Genomic DNA, 19,807 nt, shown 5'->3' on the forward strand with positions numbered 1-19,807 from the left:
TTGGGCATGCCGAGGGCCCGGCGCGATGGCCGGGTGCTCCTGGGTCCTCGGGTTGTGGGTGGTCAGGGGCTGCTTCGTCTGTCAGGTGGCCGGTCGGGGTAGTGCCACCAGGCGGCTGAACGATGCGGTCAGTTCGTGGCGCCAGGGCCAGGTGCCGGCGATCCGCAGGTATAGGCGGCGGGCTCCGCGCGTGATCCGGGCGGCAGCGTGTAGGAGGCGGTAGCGGAGCTTCTTGGGCTCGGCGGTGGCCAACTCGCCGTCCAGCAGCAGGGTCCGGGCCCAGGCGAGCAGGTCGATGGCGGTCAGGGACAGCTCCAGCCAGGCCTGGTTGAGGGCGAAGTGGCGGGAGGGGAAGCGGCCGAAGCCGGTGGTCTTGCCGCAGCGGATGTGGTCCTCGACTCGGGCGTGAGCACGGTGGCGGACCTCCAGGTTCCGTGCCTGGTGCGCGGCCGTTGACCCGGCACCGCGGCCGGAGCAGGTCAACCTGCGCGGCCTGCGGCCCTGCTGCGGGCTGAGATCCAGTGGGCGCTGTTCGCCCACACCCAGGAGGACCGGCACAGCATCTGGAAGCTGGACTGGATCCAGAAGCTCGTCAACCTCGCACGCGAGCGCGACGCCGGCTCACTGACCGACCTGGACCTGGACGGCTTCCCCCGCTTCCACACGGCGATCGTGAAGAAGATGCTCCACTACCTGCGGTTGGTCTACTTCACCCCGCAGCAGGCACGGGAGGCCGGGTTCATCGAGACCGACCACTTCGGCATCCGCTTCCCGGCCCGGGCCAGCCACATCGACCTCACCGCCATCTCCCAGCGCTGGCTGCGGGACCTGCTCTGGGACTACACCGCCGACCTGATCAGCTCACCCCGCCGCCCGCGCACCGCCGCGCCGATCGACGGCATCCGCCGGGCCTGCACCGAGCTCAGCGCGTTCCTGGAGGTCGACGCCACCAGCGGCGGCCACGACCCATCTGCCTTGCGGGTGGAGCACATGACTCGGTTCGTCGCCGACCAGCGGCACCGTGAACAGAACGGCCTGCCGTCGCTGGTGATGAAGGGACTGGCCGGGGAGCCCTCGACGGTCACCCAGGTCACCCGGACCGATGTCTTCAACGGGGTGCGCAAGCTGCTGCGCGACGCGCTGGAGCACGGGACCGCCGAACGGCTCGCGCTGGACCGGGAGTTCATCATCGCGATGCCCTATGCCGGGAACGAGACGCTTCGGGCCCGTCGGCCGTTCCCCGACGAGGTCGCCCGCGCCCTGGCCGACGGCGACAACCTCACCCGGCTCGCCGAGGTCCACGACCCTGACGACCTGGGATTGAGGGACGTCTGGGAGACGATCGTGGTGACCGGTCGGCGCGTCGGCGAGGTCGTGAAACTGCGCTGGGACTGCATCGGCCGCTACGGCGGCCTGGCGATGTTCTGGCACGACCAGACCAAAGTCGGGAACTACGACGTGGCGATCCGCATCCCGGACCGTCTCTACGACCTGCTCGCCGAGCGCCAGCGCAAGACGCTGGACCGCTTCGTCGCCCGGCACGGCCGTCGACCGACGGGCAGCGAACGGGCCCGGCTGGCCCTGTTCGCCACCAAGGTCCGCAACCCCACCGGCACCACCGCGCTGTCCTACACGTGGTTCAACCGCGGCTTCCGGGACTGGGTGAACGAACTCGACCTGGGCCAGCTCGTCCCCCATCAGGCTCGCCACACGCTGGCCACCAATTTGCTGCGGGCCGGTGCCTCGCTGACCCACATCCGCCGTTACCTCGGCCAGGTTTCAGACCGCATGGCCGAGCATTACGTGCATCTGACCAGCACTGATCTGGAGGACGTGCTCCAGCATATCTGGGTCGCCGGCCCCGGCACCGCCCAACCGGGCGAACTCCTGGCCGGGGACGCCACCCCGCTCACCCGCGCGCAGGCCCAGGCCCTGGCGATCGACCTGTCACGCCGCAGCACCCCGGCCGAGGGCGGATTCTGCACCTTCCAGCCCGTCGTCGAGGGCGGCGCCTGCCCCTGGAACCTGGACTGCCACAACTGCGACAAGTTCGTGCTGTCCGGCGCCGACCTCCTCTACTGGCGGCGCAAGCGCGAACAGTGGCGGCTCTTGGCTGAAGGCGCCCCCGATGATGCCACCGCCGACTACCTCCATCGCTACTTCGAACCCACCGCCCGCGCCATCGACGGCCTGGAGAGCGCCCTCGCTGGCCTCGGCCTGCTCGACGACGCCCTGGCCCTGGACCTGCGCAAACCCCAGGACTACTTCCACCGTGTCTGGTCCACCGCCTTCCGCGCCGCCGACCTCGCCCAGGCCGCCGACGACGAACAGGACCAGGTCGACGACACCACCGATGATCAGGAGCAATGCGCGTGACCACCACTGTCCCTGACCCGCGCACCGCCGCGGCCCTGGCCGCCCGCCACTGCAGAACCGAAGCCGCCCTCGGACGGGTCCGTGACGCCATCACCCGGCTCCGCCGCGAGAAGACCCAGGTCAGCGTCGCCGCCGTCGCCCGCCGCGCGAACGTCTCCCGCACCTTCCTCTACGACCACCCCGACGCCAGGGCCGCAGTCGCCGCCGCGATGGCGGAGGCCGGCGAACGCCGGACCCAGATGGTCACCGACCAGGACGAGGCACGCGAAGCGACCTGGCGCGAGCGGGCCCTGAACGCTGAGGACGGCCTCAAGGCCGCCCACGCCGAGATCCTCACCCAGCGCACCCGCATCGGGGAACTCCTCGGACAGGTCCGCGACTTGGAAGCCGAGTGGACCCAGGAGGCCATCCAGCGGATCACCACCGAGAACACCACCCTCAAGCAGCGCGTCCGCCAGCTCACCGCCGACAACCGGTCCTTCGACGAACGCCTCAAGGCCGCCCGCTCCAACCTCCGCTTCCAGGACCGCCGCGTCGCCGACCTCGAAGCCCAGATCGCGACTCCGGCGGGCTGATCCGACTTGACCGGTGGCCGTCGCACCCCCGGTGGGGCGGCCACCGGCCGTAGTGCACACTTGGCCGATGCTGTTGACGTTCATCGCAGAGGTCGCGGACGAACCCCTGATCCTAGACCCGGGCAACCAGGCGACCGAGTCGCAGACCAACACCTGGCTCCTCGGCGCCGACGCCGAGGAGCGGGCGACGCTGTCCGTGGAAGAGGTGGCTGCCGCCTTCGAGAGCACCGCGAGGGCGTTGCGTGACCGCATCCGGGCCCTCGGTCTGCACGGAACCGCCACGTTCTACGTCTGGCACGATGAACAAGCCGGACAACTGCGCTGTTCGACCTCCTCCCAGCCCCCGGAATCGCTCCCGTTCGGTGGCACCTACGTGCCGACCGAGACGCTCGAACCGATCATTACCAGCTTCCTCGACGACAGTGATCCCGGCTCGGTGCCGTGGACCGAACTCACATCATTCGAGTCCGGTGGCCAGGACCGGGCGGAGGCCGTGCCGCCGCCGTTCCCAGTCTGGACGCGTCAAATCGGGCGCGATTCCTGAACAGACCCTCGGTCTCGGAGCCTGGGAAAGCCAGTAGCCGCACCAGCCGAGGCCATGCGAACATCCCAGCATGGAGCCCCAGGACGACCAAGTGGCAGGCGAGGCGCTGCACGGGCGCGGCTGGCGCAAGGCGTTCACCGTCACCGAGATGGTCGACCAGTGGGCCTCGCTCGTCGGGACCGTTGAGAACGGCTACGAGGACTTCATCGATGAGTACACCAACGACCTCTACTGCCGGAACTGGCTCCACGAGGCGTGGGTTCTCCTGCCCGGGCACGTGCTCGTGACCTGGAATCAGCGGATCCAGGAGCTCGACGACCGCTTCCGGGCCGCGACCGTCTTCGACGACGGCCAGGCCCTGGCGCAATTCCACCGGATCAGCCGTTTCGATCCCGACGACATGTGGTGGTGGCGCCGTCACCCGCGCAATCTCGTCGGCGACCTCGGACGCGCGCTCCGCTCCGCCGGAGCCGTCGACGCGCCCTCAGAGCCTTGACGAACCTCGGAAACAGGCACGCGCGGAGCCGGGTCGGCCCTTGTCGCAGGCGAGACCTATCGTGGTCGGGTGACGAAGTGGCTCCGCTGTTACTGGGATGAAGAAGGCATTTGCTTCTATTTCGAACTCGACGCCAGTGGCCAAGTGACTCGACAGATCGAGCTCCAGGGACCCGGCCTGACTCCTCTAACGGCGGCGTCCCTCGATGAGTGGATACACGCCCAGGAGACCCGCCGTCTCGCGGAGTACGAAGCCAAGTACGGGCTGACCGCAGAGCTGCCCTTCGAGGAATGGGAAGGGCATGAACCCCAGTGGCTGTCGGTCGAGGAGTTCGAGGGTGTCTGGGCGGCTACACGCGCGCAGATCGAACTGCGTCCCCGCTGAACTGCAGAACCGGGTCGGACTGGTTGTTGGGCACCTGAGCCGGTCATCGGCCTAGCGTCGATGGCTTTCGGTCCGGTCGCTGCCGTTACGGTGGTCTCGGAAGACGATGTATCCCGGTCCGTCGTCCTCGGTGCAGTACGGGCCATGCAGGTCCAACGCCCCCAGGTCAGCGGTGATGGCCGCTCCTGCGCCGAAGTACTCCGGGTCCAACTCGAAGGCCACCCGGGTTCCGGAGCCGGGCGGGGCCCCGAACTCCTCAGGCTCCGCAGTGGGCCGCAGACGGACGAGCTCCTGGCGAAATCCACGCCCCTCTCGCCACACCTCCACGACCGCGCGTGAGCTCACGGCCGCGGCAGCCGCACTCAGCCATCGATCGACGCCAAGCAGAGAGCCGTAGTAACCCAGCCGGGGTCGCCTCTGTTCGTCCAGCGGAGCGGCCTGATCATCTGTCACCGAGAATGCGAGGTCAGCGGAGATTTCAACGACGGCGCGCAGCGAGTGGGACGGAGCAACACTGCGGGCCGGATGGAGCACGTGACCTATCACTTGGCAGAGCACCTGACTGGCCAGCATCGGTTCCTCCCGGCCTACCCCGAAGTACATGCCAGGTCTCGCGCGCACGGCGTCGTCGAACTCCAGCACTCGGATATCCGCCGCGTCATATGTGTTCTCCGCCATGCGCCCCACGCTACTGCCCAGATGAGGAGCGATTCTCGGTAGTTCCGTCGGGCGCGGCATCTTGGACAGGGTGAGGCACCGTCACGGACATGTAGTCTATGAATCGTCGCAGTTCAGAGCCGGTATCCGAGCTCCTGCGGTCGGTAAATTGGACCACGACGTCCTGATGCTGTTCGACGCCTCCATGGACGGCATCGAAGACCCCGGCAGCCAGGTCAACCAGATGCTCGGCATGGTCAACCTCGGCCTGAGCGACTGGTTCACCCCCTTCGACCCCGACTGCGCCCGCGATCCCGCACGAGGATTCCGGCACATCTAGCGGGCCTCCGCCCCCGCCGGTCCCGGCCGGTCCAACGCCAGGCCCGGCCGGAACCGGTTGGGCGGCGTCGGCCTCGCGCGCCCACATCGGTGCCGCAGTGCTACCGATTGCCCCTGGGCACGTCCTGATGCCGGGCCCCGGGCTCAGGTGCTGGTGCGCAGCAGCAGCAGGTCGAGTACCGGGGCGTCGGGTCCGGGCTGGTAAGGGCCGGTGTAGCGGTAGCCGAGCCGGCGGTAGAGGTGCTGGGCGGGGTGGTCGCCGGGCATGGCGAGCAGGGAGACCCAGTCGGTGCGCAGCGCCTCCAGCAGCGCGGTGTGGATGCGGCTCCCGACACCGCGCCCCTGCCAGCCGCTGCGGACGGCGAGTTCGCAAATGCCCGCGAGGGAGTCCGTGGTGCGCGCCTCCTCGGGAGTGACCTGCGGCAGCAACTGCTCGCCGTACCAGTAGGCGGGGGAGCAGCGGAAGCCGTAGCCGAAGCCGACGATCTGCCCGGCCGCGAACGCGGCGACGAGGGTGAACTCCTCGTGCCGCGCGTGCCCGCTGATCTGGCGGCGCAGGGTCTCGGGGGTGAACCCGGCGCGGGCGACGTCGTCGTGGCCGGCGTGCGCCTCGGCCCAGACGTCGGCCAGGGTGTCGAGCAGGGTGGCGGCGTCGCTCGGGCCGTAGCGCCGGACGACGAGCGGTATGTCGGGGGTGTTCATGGTGGCCCTTCAGGCTGCAGGGACGGCGGCACGGTAGGCGTCCAGGTAGTGGGCGACGCACCGCACCGTCCGGTGCGCGTGCAGGGTGCTGGCTATGTCGCGCAGGGAGCGGACGAGGCGCCCGGAGCGGACGTCGGGCAGGTAGGTCAGCGCCTGGTGGCCGGCCTCGACGGCGGCGTCGAGGTCCGGTTTGGGTGCGCGGGCGTGGTGGACGGCGATGTCGGCGGTGTACAGGGCGCGGTTGCGCGGGTGGCCGTCGGCGAACAGCATCACGGCCTGCTCGGCGCCGGCTGCGGCACGGTCGTGCTGCCCGAGGTCCGCCCGGCACAGGGACTCCAGCCCGGCCAGCTCGGCGGGCACGAAGAAAGCGAGCCAGTCCGGGTCGCACTCCCGGGGACCCTTGGCGTAGAGACCGTACGCGCGTACCAGCGCCTGCTCGGTGAGCGACCGGTCGCCCTGGAGAGCCCAGCCGCGGGCCTCGCGCATGGCCAGCAGAGACAGCCAGCGGGGCGAGCCGAGCCCCGCGGCCGCGCGCTGCGCCACCTGGGCTGTGGTGACGGCCTCGCGCGGCCGACCGGTGGCGTGGGCGAGCAGGGACAGGCAGGCCCAGGCGTGGGCCTCCAGGCCTGGGTCGTCGGCCTGGCGGGCGCTGGCGAGGGCCTCGGTGTAGAGGGAGCGGGCGTCGGAAGGGCGTTCGGCATCGAGGGCGAGCCAGCCAGCGGCCACCGAGAGCATGCCGGTGGCGGTGTGGAGCTGGCGGCCCAGGTCTTCGCTGTACCTGCCGTTTGCGAGCCAAGTGTGGGCGGTGTGGAGGGCTTCGGCGGCCCGCCCGGCGAGGTCGGCGGAGCCGTGGTCGCGGTCCTCGGCGTACAGTTCCTGCTCGGTCCGCGCGAGGCCTTCGAGGTGGTCGCGGCCAAGGGCTGGACGGGAGGTATCGGGATCCGGGACGGTGGCGGCGAGCACGGCCGCCCCGGCGCCCAGGAGGATGCTGCGTCGGCGCATGTCGTCTCCGTTGATGCGTTGTTCGTCAGTGTCCGGCGTCGCCTTCGTTCTTGCCCGGCGGCCGGGAGGTGAAAAGCCGAGCTCCTCCGCCGTGCGGCCGGTCACCCGGTGCAGCAGACGGCAGTACCGGGCCTGCGGCCGGGCGGTGTCGCCGTCCTCCCAGGTCGCGATCGTCCTGGCTACCAGAAGGACCGGGTCGCCGAGCTTGATCGACTCGCGCACGAGGAACTCGGCGGCCTCGCTGCGGCTCATGTCCCACTCGACCTCGCGGAGCCTACGGAACGTGCTGTTCGGTTGGCCCATGACCGCCCCCTCGGAGTCCACGAGCACCGCGCCGACACCCAGACGGTAGCGACAAGGGCACTCTCCGCAACAGTGCCGCCGCCATGGAAATTCGAATGAAGGCCGTGTTCTTCATCCAAATTTCCAGCCGTCTGACATCGCTTCAGCGCCGCTGGCGTCGGTTTCCTGGATCCACCGCGGTCCGGCAAACCCGTACTGCCGGTGAGTCCCCGTCAGACCCCGCGCGCTCCACCCTGGCGAGGACGCCGGGCCCACGGCCGATCCGAGCCCGGCCGGCTCAGCTCTCTCAGTCTCACCTTCCCGAGAAGGGACTGGCATGCCCACATCACAGAAGATCCCGGGGCAGCTCCGCCGACAGCAACAGCAGCTGCCGCCGCCTCCGAGCAACCGCCCGCCGCGCCTGCTCGCGGACGACGAGCAGTACCTGTGGCACTCGTGGTCGCCGTGCGGGAAGGCGGGACGCGGGGCCATGGTGGTGACCGGCGGCCGGGGCTGCGAGGTGACCACGGCGGACGGCCGCACCTTCCTCGACGCCCGCAGTGGGATGTTCAACGCTGCGCTGGGCTACGGCCGCACCGACGTCGCCGACGCGATGCACGTCCAGGCCCAGCGGCTGGCGACCTACACCCTGACCCAGGCCGCGACGGTGCCCGCTATCGAGCTTGCCCGGCGGATCGCCGGCCTGACGGGGGAGCCGGAGCTGTCGCGGACGTTCTTCTGCCACTCCGGGTCCGAGGCCAACGAGACTGCGGTGAAGGTCGCCCGGCAGTTCCACGCGCTGCGCGGCGACACCGGCCGGCGCACGATCCTCTCGCTGGCCGACGGCTACCACGGCTCCACGCTGGCCACCGTGGCGATGTCGCAGATCCCGGCGGCGCGGGCCGGAAACGAGCCGCTGCCCGCAGGGTTCCTCCACGCCCCCGCACCGCGCTGCCCGGAGTGTGCGGCGCGCCGCCCGCACCGCACCTGTGTGGTGCCCGGGCCGGAGGCGATCGAGCAGGCACTGCTGGCAGCCGGCCCCGAGACGGTGGCCGCGATCGTCCTGGAGCCGGTCCTCGGCGTGGCCGGGGTGTGGCCGCTGCCGGTCGGCTACCTGCGACGGGTCCGCGAGCTGTGCGACGAGTACGGCGTGCTGCTGGTCCTGGACGAGGTGATGACCGGCATCGGGCGCACCGGGGCCTGGTTCGGCTACCAGCACCACGGCATCACCCCGGACATCGTGACCCTGTGCAAGGGGCTGGGCGCCGCCTACGCCACCGTCTCCTCCGTCACCGTCCGCCAGAGCATCTACGAGGCGTTCTCCGCGGACCCGCTGATGGGCGGCCTGCGGCACGGCTTCACCACCGGCGGCCACGCCACCGCCTGCGCCGGGGCGCTGGCCGTCCTGGACGCCGTCGAGCGCGAGGACCTGGTCGCGCGCGCCGCCCTCACCGGGGCGCTGCTGCTGGAGCGGCTGACCAAGTTGCGTGAGCTGCCCACGGTGCACGACGTGCGCGGGGTCGGGCTGCTGCTCGCCGTCGAGTTCGACACCCCGGAGCAGGCCGCCCAGGTCGACACCGCGATGCACGACGACGGGGTGCTGGCCCGCCTGCAAGGCGCGGCCGTCACCCTCGCCCCGCCCCTGGTCCTCAGCGAAGAGCAGGCCGAGCGGATCGCCAACTCCCTGAAGCGCGCCGCCCTCGCCCTGGACGAGCACCGGTGAGCGCGCACCCCGCCGTCGTCCTGCCCTGCGCCGGGAAGGGCAGCCGCCTCGGCCTGCCCTTCCCCAAGGAGCTGCTCCCCGCCGGACCCGGCCTGGTGGCGATCGACTCCGTGCTGCGCCTCGTCAACGAGACCGCCGCCGACGTCCGGCTGCTTCTGGTCACCGCGCCCGGCCGCGAGGCCACCGCCCGGTACGTGCGCGAGCGCAGCGTCGCACCGGTCGCTGTGGTCGAGCAGGATCCGGCGCTGCCGGAGCTGGCCGGGGCGATCCGCTCGGCCCTGCCCTGGTGCCCGGGACCGGTGCTGGTGCTGCTGCCCGACCAGGTGCTCGCCGACCCGGCGCCGGGCCTGCTGGACTCCGCCCTCGCGGCGCTGGCCGACAGCCCGGCGTGCTTCCTCGCCGCACCCGAGGACGACCCCCGGCGGATCGCCGTCGACGGGGCACTGGCCACCGAACCGGGCCCCGGCGGCCTGCGGCGGCTGACCGCCCTGGCCGACAAGCCCGGCCCCGACCCCACCGGCGCCTTCGACCGGGTCTGGTTCGGCTTCGGCTTCCAGCCGGCCTCCGCCCGCCAGGTGCTGGAGCAGCTGCACGCCGCGGCCGAGCACCGCCTGACCGATGACGACTTCCGCACCGGCCCCCTGGCCGGCGCCCCGGTCATCGACTGCCCGCCGTTCACCGACCTCGGAACCTGGACCGCCTTCACCCGCCACTGGAAGGACACCGCGCCGTGCGACTGACCGCCTTCACCGGCCCGTACACCGTGGGCGACAACATCGGCGGGATCGGCCTGCGCTTCTGGGAGCTCGCCTGCGCGCTCGCCGACGCCGGTATCGACGTCCACCTCGTCTGCCCGCCCGGCTCCGACACCACCTGGAGCAGCGACCGCGTGCGGGTCACCGTCTTCGACGAGGACACCTGGCGCACCGTCGTCGAGACCAGCGACGCCGTGATGACCGGCGCCGAGGCCGACACCCGCGTCATCCTCCACGCCCACACCACCGGCCGCCTGCTGATCGCCGAGACCGGCGTCCCGGTCGAGCAGCTCGACTACGACCGGCTGCGCAACGCCCCCGACCCCGCCGACGCCTACCAGGAGGTGATGGACCAGTACCTGTTGCAGGTCGTCACCGCGGACCACCTCCTGGCCCGCTCCGACGTGGAGCGCGCCGGCCTGTACGCGACGCTGGCCGCCCTCGGACGCCTCACCCCCGCCGAGCACGCCCGCTCCCGAACCCTGGACCACCTCGTCTCCCTCCTGCTCATCGGGTTCGGCGCCCGCGCCGACGCCGTCCTGGCCACCACCCCGATCACCGCGCAGCCGGTCGAGTTCTGCTGGTCCGGCGGGATCTGGGACTTCTACGACACCCAGGCCGTCTGCCGGGCCACCGCCCTGCTGCGCGACGAGGGCATGCCCGTGCGCACCCGCTTCCTCTACGCGCCGCCGCCCGACCAGCAGATCCTGGAGGCCGCCCGGCTGCACCGCGCCATCGAGGAGTACGGCCTCCAGGACCTCGTGCTGCTGCACCCCGGCCCGCTGCGCCACAGCGACCGCGACTCCCTAATGCTCGCCACCCGCGCCCTGGTCTGCCTCGGCCGACCCGGCGTCGAGAACGAGCTGTGCCACCGGCTGCGGCTGCGCGACGCCCTGCTCTACCGCACCCCGGTCGTGGTGGACTCCCACGGCGCGTCCGGTGACTGGATGCGCCGCCTGGGCATCGGCCTGGCCGTCGACACCCGCGACGTGCGGCAGGTCGCCGACGCCATGGCCGCGCTGACCCGCGACGACCACCAGCTGACCGCCTGCCTGCACGCGATCGAACGCGAACGCCCCCTGCACCGGATCGAGGCCAACACCGGCCCCCTGCTGCGCGCCCTCACCGACGGCCGCCCCGCCACCTGGGCCGACCGGCGCCGACGCGACGAGGCGGTGGCGCAGATCCTCGCCCGCCGGCCCTCCCTCGCGCACTCCCCGCTCCAGCTCGTCTGACCACGTCCCACCAGATCGAATCGGAGAACACCGTGAGCCCTGTCGCCTTCGCGTCCGGCCAGTTGGACGCCTTCCTCGCCGCCGCCGCCTCCACCGGCCGGCCCGGTCTGCCCGCCTTCCCCGCCGACCTGCCCGAGCCCCTCCACTTCGGCTCCTACCAGCTCACCCGGAGCGAGGCGGCGCTGCTGGCCCGCCGCGTCCAGCGGGCCGGATTCGCCGTCGTCGACGTGACCGAGGAGCCGACGGGGCAGAACCTGACAGCCCTCGCCGCCCGGCTCGGTCTCGGAGACCCGTTCGTCCCCCCGATCTACCGCCGGCCCGGCGCCGTCACCGTCGCCAGCAGCGGCGTCTCCACCCTGACCGCCACCGCCGACGGCGTCGCCCACCCGGCCGTCTCCGCCAACGGCCAGGGCCTGCACGTCGACGGACTGCTCCAGCCGATCGGCACCGTGCGCACCTCCGTGCTGCTGTGCGCCCGTCCCGCCGCCCAGGGCGGCGTCTCCACCCTGTTCAACTCCACCGCCGCGTTCTGGGCCCTCGTCGGCGAGGACCCGCAGGCCGCCGAGACGCTCATGGGCTCCGGAGTCCTCACCCGTACCGCCAGCGTCAACGGCTCCACCGACCAGACCACCGGCCCCGCATTCGCCGTCGTCGACGGCCAGCTCCTCACCCGCTACAGCCGCGACGGCAACGACACCTGGACCCCCGCCCCCGGCCAGGACGCCGCCCTCGACCGCGCACTGGAGGCAATGGACGCCATGGCGCAGCCCGGCTCCCCGTACGCCGCCGAGCTCACCCTCGCCGCCGGGCAGGGCCTGATCTTCGCCAACAGCCGCCTGTGCCACGGCCGAACCGTCTACCTGAACGACCCCGCCGCCCCACGTCGGATGCTGCGCGGCCTGTTCACCCGCGACACCGCCGCGTGAGCGCCGACCTCGGCGCGCTGTCCGGCGCCAGGGCGGCCGTCGCCGCCCTGGCCCGCCAGCAGCAGCACGCCACCGCGACCCTCAACCTGATCCCCTCCGAGAACAGCGCCTCCCCACTCGCCCGCTGGGCGCTGGCGGGCGACGCCGGCGGCCGCTACTTCTTCAACACCAGCGGCGCTGTCGACGGCTGGGTATTCCCGGCCGCCCAGGCCGCCTCCGAGGCCGAGACCGGCCTCACCGTGCCGCTGCTGCGCCTGCTCACCGGCGCCCGGCACGTCAACGTCCGGCCGCTGTCGGGCCTGCACGCCATGACCCTCGTGCTGTCCGCGTGGGGCGGGCAGCCGGGCACGCCGGTGCTCACCGTCCACCCCGACCAGGGCGGCCACTACGCCACCGCCTCCCTCGCCCGCCGCCTGGGCCTGACCCCGCACCAGGCCACCGGCCCCGACCCGCACACCCTCGACCCCGAGCTGCTCCACCACCTGGTCGCCACCCACCGCCCGCACCTGGTCTACCTCGACCAGTCCCACGTCCTGTTCCCCGCCGACGTCGCCACCGTCGCCGAAGCCGTCCGGACCGCCGACGAGCACACCGTGCTGTACGCGGATGTCTCGCACACCCTCGGCCTCGTTTTCGGCGGCGCCCTGCCCAACCCGCTCGCCGCCGGCGCGCACGCCTTCGGCGGCTCCACCCACAAGACCTTCCCCGGCCCGCAGAAAGGCATGGTCGCCACCAATCGGGACGACCTCACCGACACCCTCGCCCGAGCCCAGTACGACATGGTCTCCAACCACCACCTCGCCCCGACCTGCGCGCTCGGCCTGGCCGCCGCCGACTTCCTCGCCGCCGGCCCCGCCGCATACGCCACCGACGTCATCGCCGCCGCCCAAGCCCTCGGCCAGGCACTCCACAAGCACCACCTGGTCCCCGAGGCCGCCGACCGCGGCTACACCGCCACCCACCAGCTGTGGCTGAACACCGCCCCGGCCGGAGTCGACGGCCGCGAGGCCCACCACCGCCTCACCGCCGCCGGCATCCACACCAACGTGCTCACTGACCTCCCCGGCCTGGCCGGCACCCCGGCGCTGCGCCTGGGCACCGCCGAAGCGGTCGGCGCCGGGCTCACCGTCCAGGACATGGACCAGGTCGCTGAGCTGATCGCCGACGCCGTGCACGACTACCGGCCCGCCGCAGCCATCGCCGCGGACATCGCCGACCTTCGCGCGGCCCGCACCGGCCGCTGGCAGCTCCACCGCGACCCCGACGTCGCCGCCTACATAGAGGAGAGCTTCGCGTGAGCGCACCGGCCCTCGACTGCATCACCGCCACCCGCGCCAGCCGGCCGCTGGGCGAGGCCGCCATCACCAGCCTGGTCACCGGCTACCTGGAAGGCCGCGTGCCCGACTACCAGCTGGCCGCCTGGCTTATGGCGGTGACCTGCAACGGCCTCACCCTGGAGGACACCACCGCCCTGACCCGCGTCCTCGCCGCCACCGGCCAGCAGCTCAACCTGCGCGCCCTGGCACCGTTCGTCGCCGACAAGCACTCCACCGGCGGCATCGGCGACAACACCACCCTGGTCCTGGTGCCGCTGCTGGCCGCCGTCGGCATCCCCGTCGGCAAGCTCACCGGCCGCTCCCTCGGCCACCACGGCGGCACCGTCGACAAGCTGGAGGCGATCAGCGGCCTGCGCCTGCCCGCCGACGCCGACGAGTTCACCAAGGCCCTGGCCGCCACCGGCATCGGCCTAACCGGCCAGTCCGACCACCTCGCCCCCGGAGACGGCGCCCTCTACGCCCTGCGCGACGTCACCGGCACCGTCGACTCCATCCCCCTGATCGCCTCCTCAATCATGTCGAAGAAGCTCGCCGCCGGAGCCAGCGCCTGCGTCCTGGACGTGAAGACCGGCCCCGGCGCCGTCCTCACCGACCCCGCCCAGACCCTGGAACTCGCCCGCCTGATGGTCGACATCGGCAACCAGGCCCACCTGCCCACCCGCGCGGTCATCAGCGACATGAGCCAGCCCCTCGGCTACGCCATCGGCAACGCCCTCGAAGTCGCCGAAGCCGTCCACGTCCTGTCCGGCCGGCACGTCCGCGGCCTCACCGACCTGACCCTCGCCCTCGCCGAGCTCATCGCCTCCCAGGCCTGGCCCGACCACACCACCGACCAGATCCGCCACCGCCTGCACACCGCGCTCGCCGACGGCAGCGCCCTGGCCGCGCTGCGCCTCTGGGTCGAGCACCTTGGCGGCGACGTCCGGCAGATCGACGACCCCGCCCTGCTCCCGGCCGCCGACGTGCGCGTGCCCGTAACCGCTCCTGTGGGCGGGACCGTCCACCGAATCGACGGCGACGAGCTCGGCCGCATCGCCGCCGAACTGGGCGCCGGCCGCGCCCGGGCCGACAGCCCCGTCGACCCGGCCGTCGGCATCCAGCTGCGCGCGCGGGTCGGCGACTCGGTCCGGGCCGGTGACCCGGTCGCCGAACTCCACCTGCGCACCGTCCACGACCAGGTGGTGCTGCTGGAGCGCGCCGCGGCCGCGTTCACGGTCGCCGACGGGCCCGCCGCCGCGCCGCCGCTCATCCACCACACCATCTGACCCACCCAGCGAAGCAGGCCCCGGCGGCATGCTCCGGCCGCCGGGGCCCGAGGAAAGGCACCACCCCCGACACCAGCGCACCACCGCCCCGCAAGGAGGCACCCGTGCCCACCACCGCCAACCGCCCCGCCGTCGACGGCCTGCTGGTCGACATGGACGGCCTGTTCCGCCACTGGCGCGACACCGGCGCCCGGCGCGGCGAACAGCTCGCCCACCTGCCCGCCGGCACCTTCGACACCTACGCCTACCGCCACCCCAGCTACCGGCTCGCCCAGCTCGGCGTGCTCACCGACCAGCAGTGGGCCGACGACGTCGCCCAACGCCTTACCGCCGCCTTCGGCCCCCGCGCCCTGGACGCCATCGGGCCGTGGCGCGCCGACCGGGGCGAGACCAACCCGGTCATGCTCGACCTCCTCGTCCAGGCCCGCCGCCACGTCCCGGTCGGCGTCCTGTCCAACACCACCGACGCCTTCCGGGCCGACCTGACCCACCACGGCATCGCTGACGCTTTCGACTACGTTTTCCCCACCGCCGAACTCCACGTCGACAAGCCGGCCCCGCTCGCCTTCCGCACCGCCGCCAAGGCGATGGGCCTGCCGCCGGAGCGGCTGTTCTTCACCGACGACGAGCCCCCCTACATCGCCGGAGCCCTCCACGCCGGGCTGCGCGCCGAGCTGTTCACCGGGCCGCAGGCGTTCGCCGCCGCCCTCACCCGCCTCGGCATCCCCATCACCGCCGCCCCGGCACTCACCCCGGCGGCCTGAGCCGTGCAAGGCCTGCGGCCCGGCGACCTACCGGACGGGCGCTCCGACGAGCTCCAGCACCTGGCCGGCCAGCTCCGCCGTCGGCAGCACACCGTCCAGCAGCACGGTGTCGCCGGGCAGCAGGTCCACCGCCGCCGCGCACCGCTCGATCTGCGCCCGGCGCCACACCCGGGTCTCCTCATCCGCAGCCGGATCGTCCGGGGTGAAGGACTGCGCGTCGATCCGGGCGCCCAGCACCTCGGCCGGGGTCTTGAGGAAGACATGGTGAAGCCGGGCGCCCGCGGCGCGGATCTCGCCGTGGATCTCCCGGAGGTACTCGGGGACGACCAGGGTCATCGGGACGATCAGCGGGCGCTCGTACTCGCCCAGCATCCGGATCGTCATGGCGGCGACCAGCTCGCGCCACACCGGCAGGTCCTGGTAGTCGCCGGTCGGCGTCTCCACCAAGCGCTGAACGGTGGCGCCGACCACCTCCGGGTCGAAGAGAATCGCGTCCGGCCACCGCCGGCTCAGCTCCTTGGCCAGCGTGGTCTTCCCGCCGCCGAACGGCCCGTTCAGCCAGACGACCGTGCGCTGCTCACTCATGATCTTGGTTCCTCTCCGGAGTCCCACGATCCCACAGTGCTGTACCGACGCTCGACAGTAGTCGCCCGGTTCCCCCGTGTCTCCGCGTGCGCGCCTGCGCACCCGCGCGACCGGTTCCGCCCGATAATGACCAGACAGGGACCACCCATGCGATCCGTCTACGCCGACATCGCGGCCGAGCAAGAGGCCATCCGCACCCGCTGGGGCGACCAGCACCACCCCACCGGCGCCCACCGCGGCTTCGTCCTGGTCCGGCGCCTCCTGCAATACCTCTGCGACCGGGCCGCCCGCCACGGACGCAAGACCTGGCGGCCCATCCTCATCGAGGAGGTGTTCGAGGCCCTCGCCGAACCGGCCGACCGGGAGGCCATGCGAGCGGAACTCGTCCAGGTCGGCGCGGTCGTCGTCTCCATGATCGAAGACCTGGACCGGAACTGACCCAGATGACCCTGCCACCGGAAGTTCGCCGGACCACGACCACGTTCCTCACCGCCATCGACGACTCCGCCCCCGGCCTGGTGGAGAGGCTCTACCTGCACGGCTCCCTCGGATTCGGCGAGTTCTACCCGGGTCACAGCGACATCGACTACGTTGCCGTGCTGGCCTGGACCCCCGACGCCGCCGCGACCGCCGCGCTCGCCGCCGCCCACCAGGTCGTGCGCGAGCAATGCCCCCTACCGGACTTCGACGGCTTCCACCTCCCGCTCCAGGACCTGGCCCGGCCGCCGGAGTCGTGCCCGGACCTCCCCTGCACCCAGGGCGGCGTCTTCCAGGAAGCAGGCAGGTTCGACGTGAACCCGGTCACCTGGCACGAACTCGTCCGCCATGGCGTTGCCGTGCGCGGCCCGGCGCTCACCGAGGCCGAGGTGTGGACCGACGACGCGGCCCTGCGGGCCTACAGCCACGGCAACCTGGCCAGCTACTGGAGCACAGTCGCCCAGTCGCTGGTCCAGCACCCGGACGAAGCGTCCACCGCCGAGGCCACCGAGTGGTGTGTGCTCGGCGTCAGCCGCCTGCACCACCTGCTCGCCACGGGCAAACTCACCTCCAAGAGCGGTGCCGGCCGGTACGCCATGACCGCCTTCGAACCGCGTTGGAAGCCGATCGTCACCGAAGCCCTGCGCATCCGCGAGACCCGAGGTGCGCGGTCCTCCTACGACGGTGCACCCGAGCGCCGAGCGCGAGACACAACCGCATTCACCTCCATGGCAGTTGAAGCCGGTCTGGCCCTCGGCTCTCACCCCGGCTGACCCGCCCGACCGGCAGCAGCCGCCGAAGAGGGCTGAGGGCCGGGCCACACCAGGGTGCCCGCCGCGACGGAGGCCGGACCGTTCAGCACGCGGTCTTCCGACGGCACGGTGGTGTTGCCGGGCCTGGTGGTCCAGACCGTCGGTTCCCGGCTCCGACCACGCGCGGCGCGCCGGTTTGATGACGAGGTGCAGAGGTGGGCAGGCTGTCGCCGTGCGTATCCTCCCTCAGGCATTCCGGGGCGCCGCGGTCGGCGTGAGCACGGCGGTCCTTGCGGTCTCGTTGCTCGGTGGGTGCTCGCATCCGACTGCGCCCGGCACGGCGGCGAAGCCTGCCCCGTCCGCGGCCTCCGTCGCGGCGGGCATCCTGGTGTGGCCCGGCCCTCAGCCCTCTTCGGCGGCCGAAGCCAGGGCGCAGCTCGCTGCACTGACGGTCGCCCAGCCGCGGCCGATGACGGGGTACAGTCGGGACCGGTTCCCGCACTGGAACATGCAAGGCCAGGGTTGTGATACCCGCGAGGTCATCCTGAAGCGCGATGGGCAGTCCGTATCGACCGATGCGAAGTGCCGTGCCACGTCGGGAAGTTGGACATCGGTCTACGACGGTCTTGTGATCAACTTCTCCGAACTAACGAAGGGCCGCGCGTAGCCCCTGCCCTCCCGCATCGTTCGTTCCGTGCCACGTTTAAGCGGCCTCCGTCTAGGATGCAGCCCAGCTGACGCACCATCTGATCCGCGCACTGGACGCCGAATCGCGATGCAACGGAGGGCAACATGAGTGGACTTGACGTCGCGCAGTGGGTAGCACCGGCGGCCCAGTCCTTGATCAACGTCATGTTGGGAGACGCATGGACGGCTCTGCGGGATCGGTTTGCGCGCATCCTCAGTCCGCGCGAAGGCGACACGACCGAGGTAGTGGAAGAACTTGACGAGTCTCGTCAGCGGCTTCTCGATGCTATCGAGGGCGACGGCACTCGTGACGAGGTGATTGCTGAGTGGCGGAGCAGGTTTAGGCGCGCGCTGACTCGCGATCCCGAACTTCTCGACGACTTGAAGTCGATCATCGACGAGGCATCCGGCGAGGGCGCCGAGGACACGGTAGGAATCCACCAGCACGTCACCGCGAGTGGTGACGCCGTGGTTTTCAACCAAGGATCTGGGACTCAGCACAACACCATCAACCGAGGCTGAGCGCGATGAATGAGGAACGTTCAGCCGAACAGAATGTCACAGCCCAGAATGGCGGAGCCGCCTTTAACCAATACTCTGGCACCCAGTTCAACCAGGTGTCACACAACTACTACGGGCCAGGCGGCTCGCCCGAGATGGGTGCGGATGAGCTCTATCGCTATGGCGCCCTCAAGCTCGGTGCCGGAGAGATTGCCGATGGGCAGCACTTCCTCTTGAAGGCAGTTGAAGCCGGACATGTCGGTGCCATGTGGGCTTTGCACGAGTTCTACTGGTCTTCCGCCAATTTCCAGGCGGGGGAAGCAATGGCACGACTTGCAGCCGGAGCGGGACACCCCGAGGCCTGCTGGCTGGTTGCCAACTGGTCCTCAGGTGAAGAAAAGATCGAGTTCTATCGCCAAGCCCACGAACTGGGTCACAAGAAGGCTGCAGTGGAGCTTGGAGATTACCATCTAAAGCGGGCTCTTGATGACGAGGAGGTTAGAGACGAAAGTGCCGACGTAGACAAGGCCGTGGAATTTCGGCAGGCTATCGTCTGGCTTGAGAAGGCAGTAGAGGAAGAGGCCCCCTTGGCCAGGACTCTGCTGAGTGTCGCCAAGTCGCGCCAGGCGGTTTTCGAGAAGAAGGAAGCTCGACGGCTGGCCCGCGAAGAGAAGAAGAAGTCGGGCGGCCGGCGATTCTTCTGGCAATAGCTAGGTTGGCCGACCGGCCTCCCAGACAGGGTCGGGAGCCGGTCAGCCTTGCGGCTCAGGGACTCTGAGCGTCGCTGGTGCGGACAACGATCTGGTTGAGGGTCGGGATTCCCATAAAGACGGGTGATTCCTTGCGCTGCAGCCTCGCATCCAGTTGGTGGATTTTCTCTTCGGCGGCATCGAGACTAGTTTTGAGTCCCTCTATTTCGCCGAGCCAGCCTTCCCGTTCGGCTTCGGCGATTCGATCGCGAAGGTTTTCGCGGATTTCTTCAAGGCGGGGGCGTTCGGTGGGGTTAACGATGAGGACGGGGCATCGGACGCAGGCTTCTCTGAACAACTCCGGGACGGGTATCCAGCCTGTGACAGTTACCGCTGGAGCACCCAGCCGTAGTGCTCGGGGTCCGCCATGATGATGTCTCTCGCCTGCTGGTGGCTGGGCTGGAGATGGTCAGGGTAGGCGGCCGGGTCTAGGTTGATCCCGAGGGAGAGGTCCTGGCGGACTTCCGCATCACTGCAGGCCAAGAACGCGGCGAGGCACGCCGCACGATAGTCGTCACGCAGATCGGCCAGGGCGTCCTGCGCAGCCTTACTCTCCTCGGTCGGCACTCCGCGCCGGAGATCATCCATGGAGCCGTATCTAAGGGCGTCCGCCAGTAGGTGCCGAGCTAATCGGTAGTAGCAGGGCAGGCACGGTTCGCCCGATCATGGAGTTCTCTACGCTTCATGATCACCG

The 19,807-nt window shown here is 71.0% G+C and carries 24 protein-coding genes and 1 pseudogene; 19 read left to right on the top strand and 6 right to left on the bottom strand.

The genetic code is table 11. From position 1 onward, the window contains the following. Positions 1–81 precede the first annotated feature (81 nt). A pseudogene (locus ACZ51D_RS40060) lies at positions 82–429 on the bottom strand (transposase); the annotation flags it as partial. 252 nt (positions 430–681) lie between these two features. Between ACZ51D_RS40060 and ACZ51D_RS40065 the strand changes: the two are divergent. From ACZ51D_RS40065 to ACZ51D_RS40085, 5 genes are all read left to right on the top strand, one after another. Further along, positions 682–2,376: a tyrosine-type recombinase/integrase gene (locus ACZ51D_RS40065; RefSeq protein WP_465665245.1), complete on the top strand. Its 1,695-nt coding sequence runs from the start codon at positions 682–684 to the stop codon at positions 2,374–2,376. After that, positions 2,373–2,951: a DUF6262 family protein gene (locus ACZ51D_RS40070; RefSeq protein ID WP_329921345.1), complete on the top strand. Its 579-nt coding sequence runs from the start codon at positions 2,373–2,375 to the stop codon at positions 2,949–2,951. Before ACZ51D_RS40065 ends, ACZ51D_RS40070 begins: the two co-directional genes overlap by 4 nt. A 67-nt stretch (positions 2,952–3,018) precedes the next feature. Beyond that, a complete protein-coding gene (locus tag ACZ51D_RS40075; protein ID WP_329921346.1) occupies positions 3,019–3,495 on the top strand; it encodes a hypothetical protein in 477 nt (158 codons plus the stop codon). A gap of 70 nt (positions 3,496–3,565) precedes the next feature. Then, on the top strand, positions 3,566–3,991 hold the full coding sequence (locus tag ACZ51D_RS40080) for a hypothetical protein (RefSeq protein ID WP_366111078.1): 426 nt from the start codon (positions 3,566–3,568) through the stop codon (positions 3,989–3,991). Between the two features lie 69 nt (positions 3,992–4,060). Then, positions 4,061–4,375 (top strand): hypothetical protein, encoded by a 315-nt coding sequence (locus ACZ51D_RS40085; RefSeq protein ID WP_465665203.1) that lies wholly within the window; start codon positions 4,061–4,063, stop codon positions 4,373–4,375. Between the two features lie 51 nt (positions 4,376–4,426). Here ACZ51D_RS40085 and ACZ51D_RS40090 read toward each other — a convergent pair whose 3' ends face one another. Further along, positions 4,427–5,053, bottom strand: coding sequence for a DNA topoisomerase IV subunit B family protein (locus ACZ51D_RS40090; RefSeq protein ID WP_329921350.1), 627 nt, complete (start codon positions 5,051–5,053; stop codon positions 4,427–4,429). A 148-nt stretch (positions 5,054–5,201) separates the two neighbouring features. On the opposite strand from ACZ51D_RS40090, the gene ACZ51D_RS40095 reads away from it, so the two are divergent. Beyond that, complete coding sequence (locus ACZ51D_RS40095; protein WP_465665205.1) at positions 5,202–5,372, top strand: hypothetical protein; 171 nt, start codon at positions 5,202–5,204, stop codon at positions 5,370–5,372. Between the two features lie 143 nt (positions 5,373–5,515). On the opposite strand, the gene ACZ51D_RS40100 is transcribed toward ACZ51D_RS40095, so the two are convergent. Both ACZ51D_RS40100 and ACZ51D_RS40105 read right to left on the bottom strand, forming a co-directional pair. After that, positions 5,516–6,073, bottom strand: a complete 558-nt coding sequence (locus ACZ51D_RS40100; RefSeq protein WP_465665207.1) for a GNAT family N-acetyltransferase — start codon at positions 6,071–6,073, stop codon at positions 5,516–5,518. Between the two features lie 9 nt (positions 6,074–6,082). After that, entirely contained in the window at positions 6,083–7,378 is a 1,296-nt protein-coding gene (locus tag ACZ51D_RS40105; RefSeq protein WP_465665209.1) for a hypothetical protein, read from the bottom strand. A 316-nt stretch (positions 7,379–7,694) separates the two neighbouring features. Here ACZ51D_RS40105 and ACZ51D_RS40110 point away from each other — a divergent pair, with 316 nt between their 5' ends. From ACZ51D_RS40110 to ACZ51D_RS40140, 7 genes are all read left to right on the top strand, one after another. Further along, positions 7,695–9,080: an aminotransferase family protein gene (locus tag ACZ51D_RS40110; RefSeq protein ID WP_465665211.1), complete on the top strand. Its 1,386-nt coding sequence runs from the start codon at positions 7,695–7,697 to the stop codon at positions 9,078–9,080. Then, positions 9,077–9,820, top strand: coding sequence for a glycosyltransferase family protein (locus ACZ51D_RS40115; RefSeq protein ID WP_465665213.1), 744 nt, complete (start codon positions 9,077–9,079; stop codon positions 9,818–9,820). The genes ACZ51D_RS40110 and ACZ51D_RS40115 overlap by 4 nt, the downstream gene beginning before the upstream one ends. Then, entirely contained in the window at positions 9,811–11,070 is a 1,260-nt protein-coding gene (locus tag ACZ51D_RS40120) for a glycosyltransferase family protein (protein WP_465665215.1), read from the top strand. Before ACZ51D_RS40115 ends, ACZ51D_RS40120 begins: the two co-directional genes overlap by 10 nt. Before the next feature lie 32 nt (positions 11,071–11,102). Continuing rightward, positions 11,103–11,996, top strand: a complete 894-nt coding sequence (locus ACZ51D_RS40125; protein WP_465665217.1) for a TauD/TfdA family dioxygenase — start codon at positions 11,103–11,105, stop codon at positions 11,994–11,996. Then, the gene (locus tag ACZ51D_RS40130) at positions 11,993–13,294 is read left to right on the top strand and encodes a PLP-dependent aminotransferase family protein (RefSeq protein WP_465665219.1); all 1,302 of its coding nucleotides are present in this window, start codon (positions 11,993–11,995) and stop codon (positions 13,292–13,294) included. Before ACZ51D_RS40125 ends, ACZ51D_RS40130 begins: the two co-directional genes overlap by 4 nt. After that, on the top strand, positions 13,291–14,598 hold the full coding sequence (locus ACZ51D_RS40135; RefSeq protein WP_465665221.1) for a thymidine phosphorylase: 1,308 nt from the start codon (positions 13,291–13,293) through the stop codon (positions 14,596–14,598). Before ACZ51D_RS40130 ends, ACZ51D_RS40135 begins: the two co-directional genes overlap by 4 nt. Before the next feature lie 104 nt (positions 14,599–14,702). Further along, positions 14,703–15,362, top strand: a complete 660-nt coding sequence (locus ACZ51D_RS40140; protein WP_465665223.1) for an HAD family hydrolase — start codon at positions 14,703–14,705, stop codon at positions 15,360–15,362. A 27-nt stretch (positions 15,363–15,389) separates the two neighbouring features. Here the strand turns inward: ACZ51D_RS40140 and ACZ51D_RS40145 are convergent, their stop codons facing one another. Continuing rightward, positions 15,390–15,947, bottom strand: coding sequence for a P-loop nucleotide/nucleoside kinase family protein (locus ACZ51D_RS40145; protein WP_465665225.1), 558 nt, complete (start codon positions 15,945–15,947; stop codon positions 15,390–15,392). A gap of 147 nt (positions 15,948–16,094) precedes the next feature. Here ACZ51D_RS40145 and ACZ51D_RS40150 point away from each other — a divergent pair, with 147 nt between their 5' ends. The 6 genes from ACZ51D_RS40150 (at position 16,095) to ACZ51D_RS40175 (ending at position 19,465) form a co-directional block, all read left to right on the top strand. Next, positions 16,095–16,385 carry a hypothetical protein gene (locus tag ACZ51D_RS40150; RefSeq protein WP_465665227.1) on the top strand — a complete coding sequence of 97 codons (291 nt, stop codon included), beginning with the start codon at positions 16,095–16,097 and terminating at the stop codon, positions 16,383–16,385. Between the two features lie 5 nt (positions 16,386–16,390). Continuing rightward, on the top strand, positions 16,391–17,197 hold the full coding sequence (locus ACZ51D_RS40155) for a hypothetical protein (protein WP_465665229.1): 807 nt from the start codon (positions 16,391–16,393) through the stop codon (positions 17,195–17,197). Positions 17,198–17,408: 211 nt separating this feature from the next. After that, complete coding sequence (locus tag ACZ51D_RS40160) at positions 17,409–17,843, top strand: hypothetical protein (protein WP_465665231.1); 435 nt, start codon at positions 17,409–17,411, stop codon at positions 17,841–17,843. A gap of 125 nt (positions 17,844–17,968) precedes the next feature. After that, positions 17,969–18,385: a hypothetical protein gene (locus ACZ51D_RS40165; protein WP_465665233.1), complete on the top strand. Its 417-nt coding sequence runs from the start codon at positions 17,969–17,971 to the stop codon at positions 18,383–18,385. 5 nt (positions 18,386–18,390) lie between these two features. Next, positions 18,391–19,074, top strand: coding sequence for an SEL1-like repeat protein (locus ACZ51D_RS40170; RefSeq protein ID WP_465665235.1), 684 nt, complete (start codon positions 18,391–18,393; stop codon positions 19,072–19,074). Positions 19,075–19,231: 157 nt separating this feature from the next. Then, positions 19,232–19,465: a hypothetical protein gene (locus ACZ51D_RS40175; protein WP_465665237.1), complete on the top strand. Its 234-nt coding sequence runs from the start codon at positions 19,232–19,234 to the stop codon at positions 19,463–19,465. Here ACZ51D_RS40175 and ACZ51D_RS40180 read toward each other — a convergent pair. Continuing rightward, positions 19,441–19,701, bottom strand: a complete 261-nt coding sequence (locus ACZ51D_RS40180) for a hypothetical protein (RefSeq protein ID WP_465665239.1) — start codon at positions 19,699–19,701, stop codon at positions 19,441–19,443. The two genes, ACZ51D_RS40175 and ACZ51D_RS40180, sit on opposite strands and share 25 nt — an antisense overlap. Between the last annotated feature and the right edge of the window lie 106 nt (positions 19,702–19,807).

This window comes from Kitasatospora sp. NPDC033851 (assembly GCF_055576085.1).